Genomic DNA, 17603 nt, shown 5'->3' on the forward strand with positions numbered 1-17603 from the left:
CCAGCCGGCAAACATACGATTTCGGATGCACGAACGGGCGCAGCCTGACCACCTCGCCTGCAGGCGACCAGTCAGCCTTGCTCCTTTCTCTCCGCAATCTCTCTGTCTGGCTTGTTCCACATCGTCCAGTTGCGTACGATGTCAATAACCGGATTTCCCTCTACGGATTTACACATTACGAGATACTCTGTCGTCTCGCCTTTTTGCAGCCGGTCTGAAAGATCTTCAGATAATATACTCGCTAGAACGGCACTCGCTGGCCTGCCAAGTCCATCAGGACTTGACATAGAAAGAGTGTATGCGGATAGAAAGTTCGCCCGGCGAAGCCTCTTCCGATACATATTTCTATACTCCGCCATCAGACTACGATACTGCTGCAAAAGGAACCAAGCGATTGCTTCAATAAATAACAGTATGCCAAACGCCCTAACCGTTTCTATAAAATAGTAGCTATTCCAGACGCTGCTGACCGGTGCTTCCGTTATTGTAAGCGGAGCGGGCGATAGCGGAACGCTTCGGCTTCCATCGTCTACCCCCCTTCCCGGAGCGATGTTATTCGCGGCATCTGAGCCTGAAGCTGACAGAGATTCAGAAATATTTCGCGAGAAATTTGCTAGGTGCAGCCTCGATAAAGCATCGAGACTTTGCTGCCCGTACCCAACCTCTCTTTCTGATGGCATTGTGATATAGAATGTCGACACCCCTACGAAAGACATCAGTATGCCACTGAACAGTGCGATATACGATCGGGTCGCTATCTCGTTGGCGGACTCCTCGGTAAACGCGATCTCAGCAAGCAATATCTCCCTCGTCGACGCCGCCTCGTCTACGTCAAGCCGCTGTCCGTTCTTCCGCTCCGCCCCTCCCCGCCGCGCCAGCCGAAGAAGGAACGGAGATACAGTTATTATTATGATAATTCCCAAAAAACCGCTGAGGGACCGAAGATCTACATGGTAAACAGAGGCGCCTACTTCGTAAAGATCCCCTCGCGACAGCACATCCCGCATAGCAACGCTCGCGGAGAAAATCGGATTGCTACTCGGAACCACATCTACTACACCGGGTTCGTACGAAAATATGATTTGAGATGTCGAATACACTAGGCTGTTAACTTTTATATCAAGGTCAAGTATAAGCGGCACCTCCGTGCTTGGAGGCTTTTCATAGTATGAAACTACCAAAGCTACTTGATAGGGATCAAGATGCTCGGAAATTTGCTCCCGCGTGATCGACGGTTTTTCGTAGAATGGGGATAATTCCATCGCTATATATATCATCAACGCGATATCAAGAAATATGGCGATCGCGAACGATGTAGACGGCCATTTCGTCCTAAGCATGATGAAAAGCCTGCGCGCCCTATAAGCTACACTCATCGGGACCTCCCACTGAAACTAGCTACGAACGAGGTGCTGGACGAAGTACGTATCACAACATCGGCCGTTCCCTTAGGTCAACTACGTATCTGCGTAGTACCGGGAAGACTCGCCCTTCAATCCGCCCCCGCCCGCAGCGCCGCGCCGGCGGCGATCGGGCCGAGGGCGCCGAAGAGCAGTGTCAGCGCGCTCAGGATCAGGAAGGGCGGCAGGAACGGGTCGGGCTCGTTGACCGCCCCGTAGGTGGCCGAGACGCCGAAGATCAGCACCGGGATCGCCAGGGGCAGGACCAGCACCGAGACCAGGAGCCCGCCGCGCGGCAGCGCCACGGCGACCGAGGCGCCGACGGCGCCGATGCAGATGATCGCCGGCGTGCCGACGAGCAGCGTCAGCATAACCGCGCCGATCGCCGGTGGCTCCAGCGCCAGGAACAGGCCGAGCACCGGCGCGGCGAGCACCAGCGGCAGGCCCGAGGCGACCCAGAGGGCGGCGCATTTGGCCAGCACCACCAGCGCCATCGGCGTCGGGCCGGTCAGGAGCAGGTCCAGCGTGCCGTCCTCGCGGTCGGCCTGGAACAGCCGGTCGAGGGTGAGCAGCGCCGACAGGAGCGCGCCGATCCACAGGATGGCCGGGCCGATCCGCGACAGGAGATTGAGGTCGGGGCCGACGCCGAAGGGAATCGTCGCGACAACGGCGAGGAAGAAGATCACCGCGGTCATGGCGCCGCCGCCGCCCGAAAGGGCCAGCCGCAGGTCGCGGCGGAACAGCGCGATCACAGCCAGCCCTCCGCGGCGGCCAGCTCCGCCGCATCGATGGAAGGCGCCGCGCGGTCGGCTTCGCGCGCGGCATGGACGGACGGCGTCAGATCCAGCGTCAGCGTCGTCGACAGGCCGAGCGGCTGGTGGGTGGCGGCGATCACCAGTCCGCCTGCCGCCACATGCGCCTCGACGATCTCGGCGAATGTCAGCTGCGAGGCGGCATCCAGCGCCGAGGTCGGCTCGTCGAGGATCCAGACGGGCCGCGGCACGAGGAGGAGACGGGCGAGGCTCGCCCGCCGCTGCTGGCCGGCCGACAGATAGCCCTGCGGCAGATGCGACAAATCGGGCAGCCCCAGCGCATCGAGGCATTCGGCGATCGACCGGCCGCCGCCCCTGCTGCCGCCGAGATAGCGCCGCCAGAAGGCAAGGTTCTCGCCGACGCTGATATTCGGCTTCATCGCGTTGCGGTGACCGACATAGTGGGCGATCTCCGCCAGCGTGCGGGCCGCCTCACCGTCCGGTGCCGTGGCGCCCGTCACGTCGATACGACCGGCGACCGGCGGCAGCAGGCCGGCCAGCGTGCGCAGGAGCGTCGACTTGCCGGCGCCGTTCGCGCCGGTGACGACCAGCGCCTCGCCTGCCGCAATGCGGAAATCCAGCGGCCCCGCGGCGGCGGATCCGCCGCGTCCGACGACCAGCCCCGAGGCGGTCGCGATCGGCCCGCTCATGCCCGGTCCGCGGCGAAAATTGCGTGACATTGCACTGGCCTGCGCAGGCAAGGCGCGACGCGCGGCGGCTGGTGGGCGCCGGTCCGGCGCGGCCAAGTCCTTGTCATGTCCGCCTTTTTCTGCACTGCAATGGATTTTCCGCCCCAAGGCCATCTGGCCCTTTATAGCCGTTACAAACTTGCCTATAACGACCGCAACCACACCAGCGACCGGCGTGGCAACAATTCAGCGCCGATCTCAGGGTCCCCGTCCGGCACCGGCGGGCACCGGGGCGGACAAGCGGAAATGGTCGCACCCGCATCTTCGAGCGCTTTTCCGCAGCGCTCAAGGCCGTTCGCCCTTCGGACTTATACTGGTCGAGAAGGAACGAAGCCAATTGTCCCACGCACCCGACAGTTTCAATAGCCGCAGGACGCTCTCCGTGGGCGGCAAGGACTATGTCTATTACGACCTGAAGGAAGCCGAGAAGAACGGCCTTCAGGGCGTTGCCCGCCTGCCCTTCTCGCTGAAGGTCCTGCTCGAGAACCTGCTGCGCAACGAGGACGACCGCACGGTCAAGGCGGACGACATCCGCGCTCTCGCACGCTGGATCGAGGACAAGGGCTCGGCCGGTCACGAGATCGCCTACCGCCCGGCCCGCGTGCTGATGCAGGACTTCACCGGCGTTCCCGCCGTGGTCGACCTTGCCGCCATGCGCGACGCGACCCGGAATCTCGGCGCCGACCCCAAGAAGGTGAACCCGCTGGTTCCCGTCGATCTGGTCATCGACCATTCGGTGATGGTCGACTATTTCGGCCAGAAGGATTCCTTCACCAAGAACGTCGACGCCGAATACGGCCGCAACGGCGAGCGCTACACCTTCCTGCGCTGGGGCTCCGAGGCCTTCGAGAACTTCCGCGTCGTGCCCCCCGGCACCGGCATCTGCCACCAGGTCAATCTCGAATATCTCGCCCAGACCGTCTGGACCCGTGACGAGAACGGCGAGACCGTCGCCTATCCCGACACGCTGGTCGGCACCGATTCCCACACCACCATGGTCAACGGCCTGTCGGTTCTGGGCTGGGGCGTCGGCGGCATCGAGGCGGAAGCGGCCATGCTCGGCCAGCCCATCTCCATGCTGATCCCGGAGGTCATCGGCTTCCGCATGGACGGCAAGCTGCCGGAAGGCACCACCGCCACCGACCTCGTCCTGACCGTCACCGAGATGCTGCGTCGCCGCGGCGTCGTCGGCAAGTTCGTCGAGTTCTTCGGCCCCGGCCTGTCGAACCTGACCCTCGAGGACCAGGCGACCATCGCCAACATGGCTCCCGAATACGGCGCCACCTGCGGCTTCTTCCCGATCGACAAGGACACGATCGCCTATCTGGAGGCGACCGGTCGCGACAAGGACCGCATCGCGCTGGTCGAGGCCTATGCCAAGGCGCAGGGCATGTACCGCGAGGACGGCACGCCGGACCCGGTCTTCACCGACACGCTGGAGCTCGACCTGTCGACGGTCGTCCCGTCGCTGGCCGGCCCGAAGCGGCCGCAGGACCGCGTCGCGCTGACCGAGGCGGCGACCAAGTTCGTCGACGCCCTGGCCGAGATCAAGGGCGGTCGCAAGAAGAGCGAGACCCCGCAGTCGAACGCCGATTCGCGCTACATGGACGAAGGCGCGGTGCCGCCGAACACGACCCCCGGCGACGTGCGCCATCCGGTCGAGGGCGCCGAGCACGGCCTTGCCGACGGCGACGTGGTGATCGCCGCGATCACCTCCTGCACCAACACCTCCAACCCGAACGTGCTGGTTGCCGCCGGTCTCGTCGCCCGCAAGGCGCATGAGAAGGGCCTCAAGGTGAAGCCCTGGGTGAAGACCTCGCTGGCCCCCGGCTCGCAGGTGGTCACCGAATATCTCGACAAGGCGGATCTGCAGAAGGATCTGGACGCGCTGGGCTTCAACCTGGTCGGCTATGGCTGCACGACCTGCATCGGCAATTCCGGGCCGCTGCCCGAGCCGATCTCCGAGGCGATCACCCAGAACGACCTCGTCGCCTGCTCGGTGCTGTCGGGCAACCGCAACTTCGAGGGCCGGGTCAATCCGGACGTGCGGGCGAACTATCTCGCCTCGCCGCCGCTGGTCGTCGCCTATGCGCTGGCCGGCTCGATGTTCGTCGACATCACCAAGGAGCCGCTCGGCCAGGACCAGGACGGCAACGACGTCTATCTGAAGGACATCTGGCCGACGACGCAGGAAATCGCCGAGATCGTCCGCAAGACGGTCACCCGCGACATGTTCGAGAACCGCTACGCCGACGTCTTCAAGGGCGACGAGCACTGGCAGAAGATCGAGGTGTCCGGCGGCCTGACCTACGACTGGGACGACCGCTCCACCTACGTGCAGAACCCGCCCTATTTCGAGGGCATGAAGCAGGAGCCGGAAGCCGTTCAGAACGTCAAGGATGCGCGCATCCTCGGCCTGTTCAAGGATTCCATCACGACCGACCACATCTCCCCGGCCGGTTCGATCAAGAAGGACGGCCCGGCCGGCGACTATCTCGTCAGCCATCAGGTTCGCCCGGTGGACTTCAACTCCTACGGCGCGCGCCGCGGCAACCACGAAGTCATGATGCGCGGCACCTTCGCCAATATCCGCATCAAGAACGAGATGGTGCCCGGCGTCGAAGGCGGCGTGACCTGCCACCAGCCGTCCGGCGCGCAGATGCCGATCTACGACGCGGCGATGAAGTACAAGGACGAGGGCGTGCCGCTCGTCATCTTCGCCGGCAAGGAATACGGCACCGGCTCGTCGCGTGACTGGGCGGCCAAGGGCACGGTGCTCCTCGGCGTGCGTGCGGTCATCGCCGAGAGCTTCGAGCGCATCCACCGCTCCAACCTCGTCGGCATGGGCGTCGTGCCCTTCGTCTTCGCGGAGGAAGGCACATCCTGGCAGTCGCTCGGCATCAAGGGCGACGAGAAGGTGACCATCGACGGCCTGACCGAACTGAAGCCGCGCCAGATCCTGGAAGCCCGGATCGAGGCGTCCGACGGTTCGGTGCAGACGGTGAAGATCCAGGCCCGCATCGATACGCTGGACGAGCTGGAATATTACCGCAACGGCGGCATCCTGCAGTACGTCCTGCGCCGCCTCGCCGCCTGATGGGCGATCCCGGCAGGTCCCTGCGGCCCGCCTGACAATCGAAGCCGCCGGTTCCAGGACCGGCGGCTTTGCCATGTCGGCGACCCGGCACTCTCCGTCACCGGCAAGTGACTAGCGGGTGTTCGTCCCGACCTCTAGGTTCGCATCATGAACACAGCCCCCGACAGATCCCTGCGGCCCTGCGCCGTCACGCCGAGCATGGACCTGCCGCTCGTGCGCAGCGTCTCGCCATGAAGCGGATGCTCGCGGGTCTGTGCGCGCTCCTCGCCGCGTCGCTGCCGGTCGCGCAGGCCACCGGCGCCGGGCAGATCGAGATCCGGCCTGTCGAACAGGTCGTCGAGCTCTTCACCAGCCAGGGCTGCTCGTCCTGCCCGCCGGCCGACCGGATTCTCAGCCGGCTCGCCGTCGAACCCGGCATCCTCGCCCTCGCCTATCACGTCGACTACTGGGACTATATCGGCTGGCGCGACACCCATGGCTCCAGCGAGAACACCGAGCGCCAGCGCGCCTATGCCGCGGCCTTCGGCACCACCACCATCTACACCCCGCAGGTCGTTGTGAACGGCGTTGCCGATGCCATCGGCTCGCATGAGGGCAAGGTCCGCGCCCTGATGGACAATCATCCGCTGAAGGCGGCCGGCAAGGGCGCGAGCGTCACCATGCGCGTCGACGACGACCGGCTGCATATCACCGCCGATGTCGCCGGCGCCAAGGCCGGCGGCCGTCAGCCGGTGCTGATGCTCGTGACCTATGACGACGAAACCCGGACGGCGATCGACCGCGGCGAGAACCGCGGCACCACCATCGTCAACAGCCATGCGGTGCAGGACTGGCGCATTCTCGGCATGTGGTCCGGCGAACCGCTTGAGGTCGACCTGCCGCTGGAGATGCTGACGCGCCCCGAAGGCGAGAGCCGGGGCTGGGCGGCGCTGCTGCAGTCGGTGACCGACGAGGGCAAGCCCGGCCCGATCCTGGCGGCGGCGCAGGTCGAGTTCCACCAGCGCTGAGCGGCAATGCCCGCATCGACCGGCCGAAAGGGTCTCGCGGCGATCGGTTGAATCGCTTTGGCGCGACCCCATTTCCGTGTCACCATATGGTCACGAGCCAGAGCGCGCCCCGCCGAGCGGCGCATGATCGCACGAGGGGCTGACTTGGATTTTTCCGGATCGAACGGCGACAGCGCGTCCAATCTCCTGCCGTTTCCCGGCTCCCGCCCGTCGGACATGCCGATCGTGTCCTTCGACCGGCACGAACTCTCCCAGATCCTGCGCATCTACGGCCGCATGGTCGCCGCCGGCGAGTGGCGCGACTACGCCATCGACATGCTGAAGGACCGGGCGGTCTTCTCCGTCTTCCGCCGGACCAGCGAGATGCCGATGTACCGGGTCGAGAAGAACCCCAAGCTCGCCCGCAAGCAGGGCGCCTATCAGGTGGTCGCCGCCGGCGGCCTGATCCTCAAGCGCGGCCACGATCTGGCGACCGTGCTGGGCGTCTTCGACAAGACTCTGAAGCGCACCGAGATCGGCTGATCCGCCAAGCTCAGCCCGGGTGACGCGTCTCGTCGGGCAGGCTGTCGCCGCCGTCGCCGAGGGGCAGCTGCATCAGCACCGTGTCGATCCAGCGGCCGAACTTGAAGCCGGAATTCTCGAACACGCCGATCATCCTGAAGCCCGCCCGCTCGTGCAGGCGGATCGAGGGCGTGTGGTCGGAGCCGCCGATGACGGCGATCATCTGGCGAAAGCCGCGTTCCGCCGACAGTTCCACCAGCCGCGTCAGGAGATCTGTGCCGATCCGGCGGCCTTTCGCTTCGGGCGCCAGATAGACCGAATCCTCCACCGCGAAGCGATAGGCAGGCCGGGTGCGAAAGGCGTTGGCATAGGCGTAGCCGAGCACCGTCCGGTCCGCATCCTCGGCGACGATATAGGGAAAGCCCTGGCTGGTGATCGCGGTGAAGCGCGCTTCCATTTCGGCCTGGCCCGGCGGCACCAGCTCGAAGGATGCCGTGCCGTGGAGGACCGCATCCTCGTAGATCGCGGTCAGGGCGGGCACGTCCTCAAGGACGGCGAGACGGATCGTGTGGGCACTCATGGACGCTGCGGCTCTTTGCTTGTTTGGTCCCGCTTCTGATGCACCGCGCAGCGCAGCGGATCAATGCCGCCCTGCAGGGCCGGCCGGGGAAATTCACCGACTAGCGATCGCCAAACACGGCGTCCGCCGCGGGATGCCGCGCCCACGAAAAAGGGCGGCCCGCGGGCCGCCCTCGTCAACTCACATCCCTGATCGGGCAGACTATTCGCGGTTGCCGAACAGCTGCAGCAGGAACAGGAACATGTTCAGGAAGTCGAGGTAGAGGCGCAGGGCGCCCATCACGGCCTTGCGGCCCATGACGGTCGAACCGTCACCCTCGTAGTACATTTCCTTGATCTGCTGCGTGTCATAGGCGGTCAGGCCCGCGAAGACGAGCACGCCGATCACCGAGATGGCGAACTGCAACGCCGGCGAGGCGAGGAAGATGTTCACGACCATCGCGATCACGATGCCGATCACGCCCATGAACAGGAACGAGCCCCAGCCCGAAATGTCCCGCTTGGTGGTGTAGCCCCAGAGCGACAGCGCGCCAAAGGAAGCCGCGGTGATGAAGAACACCTGGGTGATGGATTCGCCGGTATAGACCGCGAAGATCGAGGCCAGCGAGACGCCGACCATCGCCGAATAGATCCAGAAGGTCGTCTGGGCGGCTGCGACGCTCATCTTGTGGACCCGGAACGACAGGAAGAAGACCATGCCGAGCGGGGCCAGCATCACCACCCATTTGAGCGGCGTGTTGAAGAGCGTGTTGCCGAGCTGCGTGAGACCGACGACATCACCGGCGTCGTTCGTCACGAAGGACAGCATGTACAGGGCGTAGGCCGCGACGCCGGTCAGCGCCACACCGCCTGCCATCAGGTTGTAGACCTTGAGCATGTAGGAGCGGAGGCCCTGGTCGATGTCCGCTCTGGTACCGGCGGCTGGCACAGTGCGAGCGCCGGCGTTCCGATATTCCGCCATGGAAGAATTCCTTTCTGCGTGTCCCGTCCGGTGTCCATATCCGGCACAAAATGGCCGGCACATGGAGGCGCCGCTGGCGGGACGCCCAGCGATCCTGATGATAATATGCGGATGGGCCGCGCGGCACACAAGAGTACCCCGCCGCGCGGTGACGAAATCGCGCGGATTCAGGATTAATTCTGCGTTATCCGCGGCCTGAACCAGCTTCGTCAGGGCTGACGGGCGGCTCAGCTCCGCGAGCGCCCGTCAGAGATTGCGCAGGACCGGCGCGGCCTTCTGCCCGAGAACGCGCCAGGTACCGGCGAGGCCGATCCCCACCGTCAGCACCAGCGAGACGCCGAGCGTCGTCAGCGCCACCGTCCAGTCGAAGACGAAGGGCAGCTGCATGATCTGGTCGACGACGAACCACGCCGCGGCCGCACCCGCCCCGATGGCGAAAATGCCGGTGGCCAGACCCAGAAGCAGATATTCCGTGGTGAAGGCGCGAATCAGCACCATGCGCGTTGCACCCAGCGTCTTCAGCACCACCGCATCATGGACCCGGCCGCGATTGCCGGCGGCCAGCGCCCCGGCCAGCACCAGCACCGAGGCGACGAGCGCCACCGCCGCGGCGACGCGGATCGCCAGGGCGAGCTGGGCGATCAGGCCGTTGATGGCATCGAGCGCATCCTTGACCCGGACGCTGGTGACGGCCGGATAGGCATTGGTGACGCGGTTGAGGATCGCCTCTTCCGTCACGGCCGCGTCCTGCGGCACCGACAGGGTGGCGAGCCAAGCATGCGGCGCCCCGGCAAAGGTGTTGGGCGAGTAGACCATGATGAAGTTGATCGCCAGCGTCTCCCACTCGACCGCCCGGAAGCTGGCGATACGCGCCGTGATGTCGCGGCCGAGCACGTTTACGGTCAGCGTGTCGCCGATCGACAGGCCAAGCTCGCGCCCCTCCTCCGCGGCGAAGGAGACCAGCGGCTCGCCATCGTAATCCTCGGGCCACCACTCGCCCTCGGTGAGCGAGGAGTTTTCCGGCACGGTCGGCGAATAGGTCAGGCCCCGGTCGCCGCGCAGCACCCAGCCGCCCTCTTCCGGCGGCTCCATGGTGGCGACGTCCTGCCCGTCGAGGGCGGTGATCCGCCCGCGCAGCATCGGCACGGCGTTCAGCTCGGCCCCCGGCGCCAGCTCGCCGACGGTCTGGCGGAAGCCGTCGATCTCGCTGCTCTGGATGTCGACAAAGAAGAAGTTCGGCGCCCGCGAGGCGAGCCCTGTGCCGATCTCGCGGCGCAGGTCGTAGTCGATGGTCGCCAGGGTCACGAGCAGAGTCAGGCCAAGGCCGAGCGACAGGACGACCGAGCCGGTCAGCGCGCCGGGGCGGTGAATGTTGCCGATCGCCAGCCGCAGCGGCGTCGAGCGCACCCGCGGCGCGCGGGACGCCAGCCATTCGATGCCGATGGCGACGGCGCGCAGGATGACAAAGGCCGCCGCCGTGCCGCCCAGGAAGATCAGCGCGACGCGACGGTCCCCGGCCATGGCGAGCGCCAGGAGGGCGATCACCAGCGCCAGGCCCAGCGCCGAGCCGAGATAGGCCCAGCGCATGCGATAGCCGCCGGTGGCACCCGCCTCGCGGAACAGTGCGGTCGCCGCGATGTCGCGGGTGCGACCGAGCGGCAGCAGCGCGAAGGCCAGCGCCGTCAGCGCGCCGAAAACCGCCGCGGTCAGGAGCGCGACCGGATAGATCGACGCGCTGGCCGCGACCGGGATCACGCTTTCCAGGAACCGCGCCGTCACGAAGGGAGCGATTGCCGCCAGGACGAGGCCGAGCGCGATGCCGACGGTCGCCAGAAGCATGATCTGGATCAGATAGACCATGACGACGAAGCTGCCGCCGGCGCCCAGGCTCTTGAAGGTGGCGATCACCGCCCGTTTGGAATCCAGATAGGCATTCACCGCATTGGCGACGCCGACGCCGCCGACGATCAGCGCGGTCAGCCCGACCAGGGTGAGGAACTGCGAGAACCGCTCGATATTGCGCTGGAGCGAGGGCGCCGCCTCCGCGGCCGTGCGGATCTGGAAGCCCGACTGCGGAAACCGTTCGTTGGCAGCCTTCGACAGCGCCTCGGCATCACGGTTGTTGCCGGTCAGGCGGACCTTGTAGTCATATTCGACGAGGCTGCCCGGCTGGATCAGCCCGGTCGCGTCGAGCGCCGCCCGGGCGATCATCAGGCGCGGCGCGAAATTGAAGCCGTCCGACAGGACGTCCGGCTCGCGGTCGATCACGCCGCGCAGCTCGATGTCGGAATCGCCGAGACGGATGGTCTGGCCCGGCTCCAGCCCGAGCCGGTCGTAGAGCTCCGAAGCCGCCAGCGCGCCGAAGCGACCGTCCCGCTCGGCCAGGAGGTCGCCGAGCGGCGCCGCCGGCGTGGTCTCCAGCGTGCCGAAGAGCGGATAGGCGCCGTCGATGGCCTTCACTTCGGCCAGCGACTGGTCGGTGCCGTCGGGAAGTCGCACCATGGAGCGCAGCGACGCGGCTTCGGCCACGTCGCCGAGCTCGTTGAAATAGGCCATCTCCTCGGCCGTGGCTTCGCGCTGGACCAGGGCGAAGCGCAGATCGCCGCCGAGGATCGCCCGCCCTTCCTGGGCGATGCCGCTGGTCATCATGGTCGCGACGGAATTGACCGCGCCGATGGCCGCCACGCCGAGCGTGATGCAGGCGAGGAAGATGTAGAAGCCCGACAGGCCGCCGCGCATCTCGCGCAGGGCAAAGCGCAGCGCCAGCCGGAAATGGCTGCGCCCGCCGACGATGTCGGGCCGCGCCGGCGCGGCGACGGCTTCGGTGGTGTCGGCGACGCTCATCCGGCAGCGCTCGCCAGCTCTGCCTCGGTCCGGGCGCCGGGCGCATCGCGATCGTCGTAGATGACGCCGGAACGCACGGCGATCTCGCGGCCGCAGCGATGGGCGAGCGCCGGATCGTGGGTGACCAGCACCAAGGTCATCTGACGGCGCTGCTGTTCGGCAAAGAGCAGGTCGGCGATCTGCCGGCCTGTCTCCTGATCGAGATTACCGGTCGGCTCGTCGGCGATGAGGATCGCCGGCTCCGGTGCCAGCGCCCGCGCCATGGCGACGCGCTGCTGCTCGCCGCCCGACAATTCGCCCGGATAATGCGACACGCGGTCGGCGAGGCCGACCTGCCCCAGCTCGTGGGTGGCGCGCTCGAAGGCCTTCGGATGCCCGGCCAGCTCCAGCGGCACCGCGACATTCTCGAGCGCTGTCATGTTGGGGATCAGGTGGAAGGACTGGAAGACGATGCCGACATTCTGGCCGCGGAAGGCGGCCAGCCGGTCTTCGCTGAGACCCTCCAGCGAGCGTCCGGCGATCTCCACCTTGCCGCTGTCGGCCCGTTCCAGACCGGCCAGCACCATCAGGAGCGTCGACTTGCCCGAGCCGGACGGCCCGACGATGCCGACGGACTCGCCGCGATCGACGGACAGATCGACGCCCTTGAGGACGTGGACCGCGCTTCGGCCGGACCCGAGCGTCAGATGAACGTTTCGTAACCGGATCGCTGGTTCTGCCAAGCCTGCCAGCTCCTATATGCGGGGGCGACCGCCCCGGCTGGGGCCTGCGCTATATGGGTGTGCGATGCAACGCTTCCAACCGATCCTGATGGTCATGACGATCTTGTCATGGCTGATGCTGCCGGCCGCGGCACTGGCGCAGCAGACGGCGACGCCCCCCGAGGCGGGCGAAACGCTGCAGATCGTCGCATTCGGCGACAGTCTGAGCGCCGGCTATGGTGTCGGCCCGGGCGAATCCTTCCCCGAGCAGTTGCAGGCGGCCTTGCGCGATGCCGGCCACGACGCCAGCGTCGCCAATGCGGGCGTGTCGGGCGACACCACCAGCGGTGGCCTGGCGCGGCTGGAATGGTCGGTGCCGCAGGAGGCCGATCTCGTCATCGTCGAACTGGGCGCCAACGACGCGCTGCGCGGCATCTCGCCGGAGATCACCGAGCGCAATCTCGACCAGATCCTCGCCAAGCTTGAGGCCCGCGACCAGGCCGCGCTTCTCGCCGGCATGATGGCGCCGCCCAACATGGGCCCCGACTACGCGGCCGAGTTCGACGGCATCTACCAGCGCCTCGCCGACAAATACGACGTCGCCTTCTATCCGTTCTTCCTCGATGGCGTCGCCGCCGAGCCGGCGCTCAACCAGGACGACGGCATGCATCCCAACCCGGAGGGCGTCGCCGTGATCGTCGAGCGCATCCTGCCGGCGGTGACCGAGGCGCTCGATGCGATCAGTGCGGAGCGGGAAACGGGTTGAAGCTCGCCGCCAGCCGGCGCAGCGGCGCGGCGAAGCTGCGTAGGCGCTTGCGCCGCCATTCGATCATGGCGAAGGCGAAGGCTTCGGTCTCGTCGGTCCATTCCCGCGCCATGCTCCGCACGTCGGCATAGGGCCGCAGGATCTCGGCGGTGACGTCGCCGGCCTCGAAGCTGAGGTCGGCGCCGTGCTTGGCGGCGATCGCCTGCATGCGGCGGTTTTCGCGCAGACAGGTCAGGAACAGCCGCCGCACGCCGCGATTGCGCGCGCTGGCGACGAGCCGGCCGAACAGGCGGTCGCCATGGCCGTGGCCCTGATAGGGCTTCTCGATGGAGAACGCGCCCTCGGCCTCGTCATGCGAGCCGGTCAGGAAGCGCAGTTCCGCCGCGCCGCGCAGTTCTCCGTCGATGAACAGGCCCTTGACCAGGGCCTCCTCGCCGAGCGCCAGCGACACGTAGCGTTCCAGGAAGAAATCATTGACCGCATTGCCGAAGCGCAGGCGCCGGATCTCGGGGTCGAGGCGCTTGAGATGGGCGAGCAGCAGCGGCTCCTCGCCCGGATGCAGGCGCCGGACATGCACCGGTCCGGAGGCGGCACCCGGCTGGGCGGCGGCCGGCACGGGATCGTGGGAGGTTGCCGGGCGTGCAGGGGACGGGACGTTGGACATGCTCTTCAGCCTTGTTTCGTCCTCCCGCGGCGATCTCCCGAGCCGCAAGGCGAATATAATTGTGCATTGCGAAACGAACAACGCGGCGAAGGCCCCTGCAGGGCTGCCCTGTGCTTGCCACATGGCTCGCGAGGTGAGACGCTTTTCGCGATGGCAACACCGCACGGAGGTCTTTCCGATGCCGCGACTGTTCACCGCCCTCGAGATCCCCCACGACATCGCCCTGTCGCTGTCCTTCCTCCGCGGTGGCTTGCCGTCGGCCCGGTGGATCGATGCCGAAAACTACCATCTGACCCTGCGCTTCATAGGCGACGTGGAATCGCGTCTAGCCGACGAGATCGTCGCCCAGCTCGACCGGATCGACTGTTCGGGCTTCACCCTGTCGCTGAAGGGCGTCGCCGCCTTCGGATCGAAGAAGCCGCATTCGCTCTATGCGGGGGTCGAGGCACCCCTGGAACTGGCCGAGCTACAGGCCGAGATCGACCGGATCTGCCGCCGGGTGGGCCTGCCCGCCGACCCGCGCAAATTCGTGCCGCACGTGACCATCGCCCGGCTCCGCCAGCCCAAGGTCGAGGAGGTCGCGCGCTATCTCGCCGGCCGCGGCAATTTCTCGACCCTGCCCTTCCGGGCCTCCCGCTTCGGCCTGTTCTCGGCGAAGGACTCGGTCGGCGGCGGCCCCTACATTCTGGAAGAGGCGTTTCCGCTGGCGCCGGACGGGGCGGCGCATCACGGTATCGCCGCCGACCAGATGCCGCAGTACCGCGTCGGCTGAAGGAACGGGACGCCCCGGCGAACCGCCGGGGCTTGAGACGCGGCCCGATGCGATCCATCTACCGTCCGCGAGACGGAGGATGCGATGGCAATCGAGAACGGCAAGATCGGCGAAATCCTGCGCCCGGGCAGCGAGGCCGAGCAGGCGCGGCAGGAATCGGACGTGCGCCGCTCCTTCTTCGACACGGTCCGCCGGGGCCTGCGCCACATCCCCTTCATGGAGGACGTGGTGGCCTCCTATTATTGCGCCCTCGACCCGCAGACGCCGGCCGCCAGCCGCGGCGTCCTTCTCGCCGCGCTCGCCTATTTCGTGCTGCCCTTCGACATCGTCCCGGACTTCATCCTCGGCCTCGGCTTCACCGACGACATCGCGGTTCTCTGGGCCGCGTTCCGCACGGTGCGCGACAATATCCGGCCCGAACATTATGCGAAGGCGCGCACGGCCCTGGGCGAACTGGACGACTGAGATCGACGGGCGCCGTGGCCGTCCTGCCGGCCGAAATCGCGCCAACCCCATGTCTCGCAACGATTTTCGATGCTTTTTCCGCGAATTGCGGCATGCGCGCCAAACTGTCGCCCGATTCTTTCCGTCATTCACATTCCGTGAAGTCGGCGGATGTGCCGGGGCTGTCCCGCGTGGTGACGACGCCGGGGTCCTTCTTGGCCCACAGGCCGGACATCGACGATCTTCGGCCGCACCTTGGGGTTTCGTTAACCAAGGATAAAGGCCCGGCCGCTAGACTGCGACAGTAATCTTTCGTCCGGCGTCGCGCCGGTCGCCACAGCCATACCACGCACGCACATCGAAATGAGCGGGGAACCATGAACCTCAAGAACGTCCTGACGGCCGCTGCGGCCATTCTGATCTTCTCGAGCGCCGCCGGGGCGGCCCAGACCCCGACGCGCATGAACCAGTTCAACGCCTGGGGCACCTATTCCTACTCGGGCTCCGACGGGAAGATCTGCTACGTCCTGTCGACGCCGACCAAGATGACGCCGGCCAATGTCGATCATGGCGACATCTTCTTCCTCGTCTCGCAAAAGCCGGGCCAGGGCGTCTCCTACGAGCCGCAGGTCGTCATGGGCTATGCGCTGAAGGAAGGCTCCAAAGTCATCGTCGACGTGGACGGCAAGGATTACTCCATGTTCGTCAAGGGCGAGTCCGCCTGGATGGAGAACGCCGCCGAGGAGCCGCAGCTCGTCGCCAATCTGCGCGCCGGCCGGGTGATGACCGTCGAGGCGACCTCGCAGCGCGGCACCGAGACCAGCTACACCTATTCGCTTTCGGGCGTGACCGCGGCGCTGAACTCGATCAACGACTGCAAGTAGGTCCCACCGGCTTCGGCCGGGGTCTGCCATCGCTGAAAACGCCGGGCTCAAATGCCCGGCGTTTGGCGTTTCGGGCAGCGGAAAGTCGGCCTGACCTTGCGAAACCGACCGGAAACCGTCATGTGACGGGGTGAATTTCCGAATTTCAGTCAGTCTCGCCGGCACGTCGCCTGCGAAAGGACACGCTATGGCCGTCTCGCTCGATCTCGCCCACGCCGCCAATCGCCCGCGTCCCGCGCCGCCGGTCATGCCGATGGCCGGCGACGAGAAGCCGTCGCTGGTCGGCCTCGACCGCACCGCCCTCGGCGAGGCGCTGTCCGCCGTGGGCGTGCCGGACAAGCAGATCCGCATGCGCGTTGCGCAGCTCTGGCACTGGCTCTATGTGCGCGGCGTCGCCGATTTCTCGCAGATGGCGAATGTCGCCGGCACCCTGCGCCAGGCGCTGGACGAGGCCTATACGATCGCCCGGCCGGAAGTGGTCGACGAGCAGATCTCGGTCGACGGCACCCGCAAATGGCTGTTCCGCTTTCCGCCGCGCGGCGCCGGCCGGCCGGTCGAGATCGAGACCGTCTACATTCCCGAGGAAGGCCGCGGCACGCTGTGCATCTCCAGTCAGGTCGGCTGCACACTGACCTGCACCTTCTGCCACACCGGCACCCAGCGCCTGGTGCGCAACCTCCTGCCCGACGAGATCGTCGGCCAGATCCTGGCGGCGCGCGAGCGGCTCGGCGACCTGCCGGACGCGGCGACCCCCGCCGGCGCGATCGTACCCAACGGTGGCCGGCTGGTGACCAATGTCGTGCTGATGGGCATGGGCGAGCCGCTCTACAATTACGACAATGTCCGCCAGGCGATGGCGGTCGCCTCCGACGGCGAGGGCCTCTCCCTGTCGAAGCGGCGCATCACCCTGTCCACCTCCGGCGTCGTGCCGTCGATCGTCAAGGCGGGCGAGGAGATGGGCGTGAGCCTGGCGATTTCGCTGCATGCCGTGCGCGACGAGCTGCGCGACGAACTGGTGCCGATCAACAAGAAGTACCCGCTCAAGGACTTGCTCGACGCCTGCCGCGCCTATCCCGGCCTGTCGAATGCCCGCCGCATCACCTTCGAATATGTGATGCTCAAGGACGTCAACGATTCCATGGCCGACGCCAAGGAACTGGTGCGCATCCTTCGCGGCATCCCGGCCAAGATCAACCTGATCCCGTTCAACCCGTGGCCGGGCTCGGCCTATGAGTGCTCCGACTGGGACCAGATCGAGCGCTTCGCCGACTACGTGAACCAGGCCGGCTATGCCTCGCCGATCCGCACCCCGCGCGGCCGCGACATCTTCGCCGCCTGCGGCCAGCTCAAGTCGGAATCCGAGCGCATGAAGAAGAGTGCCCGCGACCGGCTCGAATCCCTGCGCGCCAGCGAACTCGCCGCGGACTGATCGCGGGCGCCGCGGCCTGCGCGCCGTGGCCTGCCCTGCGACCCGCCCCATAT

At 66.4% G+C, this 17603-nt stretch carries 16 protein-coding genes; 8 read left to right on the forward strand and 8 right to left on the reverse strand.

The window, feature by feature from the left end; all coding sequences use genetic code 11:
• Window positions 1–71: 71 nt before the first annotated feature.
• The 3 genes from ACEQX1_RS05275 to ccmA form a co-directional block, all read right to left on the reverse strand.
• Window positions 72–1376: a hypothetical protein gene (locus ACEQX1_RS05275; RefSeq protein ID WP_370195350.1), complete on the reverse strand. Its 1305-nt coding sequence runs from the start codon at window positions 1374–1376 to the stop codon at window positions 72–74.
• A gap of 116 nt (window positions 1377–1492) precedes the next feature.
• Entirely contained in the window at window positions 1493–2152 is a 660-nt protein-coding gene (gene ccmB / locus ACEQX1_RS05280) for a heme exporter protein CcmB (RefSeq protein ID WP_024351878.1), read from the reverse strand.
• On the reverse strand, window positions 2149–2862 hold the full coding sequence (gene ccmA, locus ACEQX1_RS05285; protein ID WP_370195351.1) for a heme ABC exporter ATP-binding protein CcmA: 714 nt from the start codon (window positions 2860–2862) through the stop codon (window positions 2149–2151). Before ccmA ends, ccmB begins: the two co-directional genes overlap by 4 nt.
• Before the next feature lie 376 nt (window positions 2863–3238).
• Here ccmA and acnA point away from each other — a divergent pair, with 376 nt between their 5' ends.
• The 3 genes from acnA (at window position 3239) to ACEQX1_RS05300 (ending at window position 7527) form a co-directional block, all read left to right on the forward strand.
• Window positions 3239–5998: an aconitate hydratase AcnA gene (gene acnA / locus ACEQX1_RS05290; RefSeq protein ID WP_370196582.1), complete on the forward strand. Its 2760-nt coding sequence runs from the start codon at window positions 3239–3241 to the stop codon at window positions 5996–5998.
• A 230-nt stretch (window positions 5999–6228) separates the two neighbouring features.
• Complete coding sequence (locus ACEQX1_RS05295; RefSeq protein WP_370196154.1) at window positions 6229–7005, forward strand: DUF1223 domain-containing protein; 777 nt, start codon at window positions 6229–6231, stop codon at window positions 7003–7005.
• A 57-nt stretch (window positions 7006–7062) separates the two neighbouring features.
• Window positions 7063–7527 (forward strand): DUF2794 domain-containing protein, encoded by a 465-nt coding sequence (locus ACEQX1_RS05300; RefSeq protein ID WP_370196155.1) that lies wholly within the window; start codon window positions 7063–7065, stop codon window positions 7525–7527.
• Between the two features lie 10 nt (window positions 7528–7537).
• Here the strand turns inward: ACEQX1_RS05300 and ACEQX1_RS05305 are convergent, their stop codons facing one another.
• The 4 genes from ACEQX1_RS05305 to ACEQX1_RS05320 all read right to left on the reverse strand — a co-directional run bounded on the left by ACEQX1_RS05305 (window position 7538) and on the right by ACEQX1_RS05320 (window position 12612).
• A complete protein-coding gene (locus tag ACEQX1_RS05305; protein ID WP_370196583.1) occupies window positions 7538–8086 on the reverse strand; it encodes an N-acetyltransferase family protein in 549 nt (182 codons plus the stop codon).
• A 201-nt stretch (window positions 8087–8287) separates the two neighbouring features.
• On the reverse strand, window positions 8288–9046 hold the full coding sequence (locus tag ACEQX1_RS05310; RefSeq protein WP_024351884.1) for a Bax inhibitor-1/YccA family protein: 759 nt from the start codon (window positions 9044–9046) through the stop codon (window positions 8288–8290).
• 246 nt (window positions 9047–9292) lie between these two features.
• The gene (locus ACEQX1_RS05315) at window positions 9293–11890 is read right to left on the reverse strand and encodes an ABC transporter permease (protein ID WP_370196584.1); all 2598 of its coding nucleotides are present in this window, start codon (window positions 11888–11890) and stop codon (window positions 9293–9295) included.
• Window positions 11887–12612, reverse strand: a complete 726-nt coding sequence (locus ACEQX1_RS05320; RefSeq protein ID WP_187391615.1) for an ABC transporter ATP-binding protein — start codon at window positions 12610–12612, stop codon at window positions 11887–11889. The genes ACEQX1_RS05315 and ACEQX1_RS05320 overlap by 4 nt, the downstream gene beginning before the upstream one ends.
• Window positions 12613–12676: 64 nt before the next feature.
• Between ACEQX1_RS05320 and ACEQX1_RS05325 the strand changes: the two genes are divergently transcribed.
• Window positions 12677–13357: an arylesterase gene (locus ACEQX1_RS05325; protein WP_370196585.1), complete on the forward strand. Its 681-nt coding sequence runs from the start codon at window positions 12677–12679 to the stop codon at window positions 13355–13357.
• Here the strand turns inward: ACEQX1_RS05325 and ACEQX1_RS05330 are convergent.
• Complete coding sequence (locus ACEQX1_RS05330; protein ID WP_370195483.1) at window positions 13332–14021, reverse strand: N-acetyltransferase family protein; 690 nt, start codon at window positions 14019–14021, stop codon at window positions 13332–13334. The genes ACEQX1_RS05325 and ACEQX1_RS05330 overlap by 26 nt on opposite strands.
• 178 nt (window positions 14022–14199) lie before the next feature.
• Between ACEQX1_RS05330 and thpR the strand changes: the two genes are divergently transcribed.
• The 4 genes from thpR to rlmN all read left to right on the forward strand — a co-directional run bounded on the left by thpR (window position 14200) and on the right by rlmN (window position 17550).
• A complete protein-coding gene (gene thpR / locus ACEQX1_RS05335) occupies window positions 14200–14793 on the forward strand; it encodes an RNA 2',3'-cyclic phosphodiesterase (protein ID WP_370195482.1) in 594 nt (197 codons plus the stop codon).
• Between the two features lie 84 nt (window positions 14794–14877).
• On the forward strand, window positions 14878–15258 hold the full coding sequence (locus ACEQX1_RS05340) for a YkvA family protein (RefSeq protein WP_029703649.1): 381 nt from the start codon (window positions 14878–14880) through the stop codon (window positions 15256–15258).
• Between the two features lie 356 nt (window positions 15259–15614).
• Window positions 15615–16121, forward strand: coding sequence for an invasion associated locus B family protein (locus tag ACEQX1_RS05345; protein ID WP_024351891.1), 507 nt, complete (start codon window positions 15615–15617; stop codon window positions 16119–16121).
• A gap of 187 nt (window positions 16122–16308) precedes the next feature.
• Entirely contained in the window at window positions 16309–17550 is a 1242-nt protein-coding gene (gene rlmN, locus ACEQX1_RS05350) for a 23S rRNA (adenine(2503)-C(2))-methyltransferase RlmN (protein WP_370196586.1), read from the forward strand.
• Window positions 17551–17603 lie beyond the last annotated feature (53 nt).

It is taken from the genome of Aurantimonas sp., from assembly GCF_964217435.1.
GTDB lineage: Bacteria > Pseudomonadota > Alphaproteobacteria > Rhizobiales > Rhizobiaceae > Aurantimonas > Aurantimonas coralicida.

Coding starts and splice junctions, on each gene's coding strand:
- ACEQX1_RS05275 (WP_370195350.1), bottom strand. CDS start 1,376: ATGAGTGTAGCTTATAGGGCGCGCAGGCTTTTCATCATGCTTAGGACG.
- ccmA (WP_370195351.1), bottom strand. CDS start 2,862: ATGAGCGGGCCGATCGCGACCGCCTCGGGGCTGGTCGTCGGACGCGGC.
- ACEQX1_RS05295 (WP_370196154.1), top strand. CDS start 6,229: ATGAAGCGGATGCTCGCGGGTCTGTGCGCGCTCCTCGCCGCGTCGCTG.
- ACEQX1_RS05305 (WP_370196583.1), bottom strand. CDS start 8,086: ATGAGTGCCCACACGATCCGTCTCGCCGTCCTTGAGGACGTGCCCGCC.
- ACEQX1_RS05310 (WP_024351884.1), bottom strand. CDS start 9,046: ATGGCGGAATATCGGAACGCCGGCGCTCGCACTGTGCCAGCCGCCGGT.
- ACEQX1_RS05315 (WP_370196584.1), bottom strand. CDS start 11,890: ATGAGCGTCGCCGACACCACCGAAGCCGTCGCCGCGCCGGCGCGGCCC.
- ACEQX1_RS05325 (WP_370196585.1), top strand. CDS start 12,677: ATGCAACGCTTCCAACCGATCCTGATGGTCATGACGATCTTGTCATGG.
- ACEQX1_RS05330 (WP_370195483.1), bottom strand. CDS start 14,021: ATGTCCAACGTCCCGTCCCCTGCACGCCCGGCAACCTCCCACGATCCC.
- thpR (WP_370195482.1), top strand. CDS start 14,200: ATGCCGCGACTGTTCACCGCCCTCGAGATCCCCCACGACATCGCCCTG.
- ACEQX1_RS05340 (WP_029703649.1), top strand. CDS start 14,878: ATGGCAATCGAGAACGGCAAGATCGGCGAAATCCTGCGCCCGGGCAGC.
- ACEQX1_RS05345 (WP_024351891.1), top strand. CDS start 15,615: ATGAACCTCAAGAACGTCCTGACGGCCGCTGCGGCCATTCTGATCTTC.
- rlmN (WP_370196586.1), top strand. CDS start 16,309: ATGGCCGTCTCGCTCGATCTCGCCCACGCCGCCAATCGCCCGCGTCCC.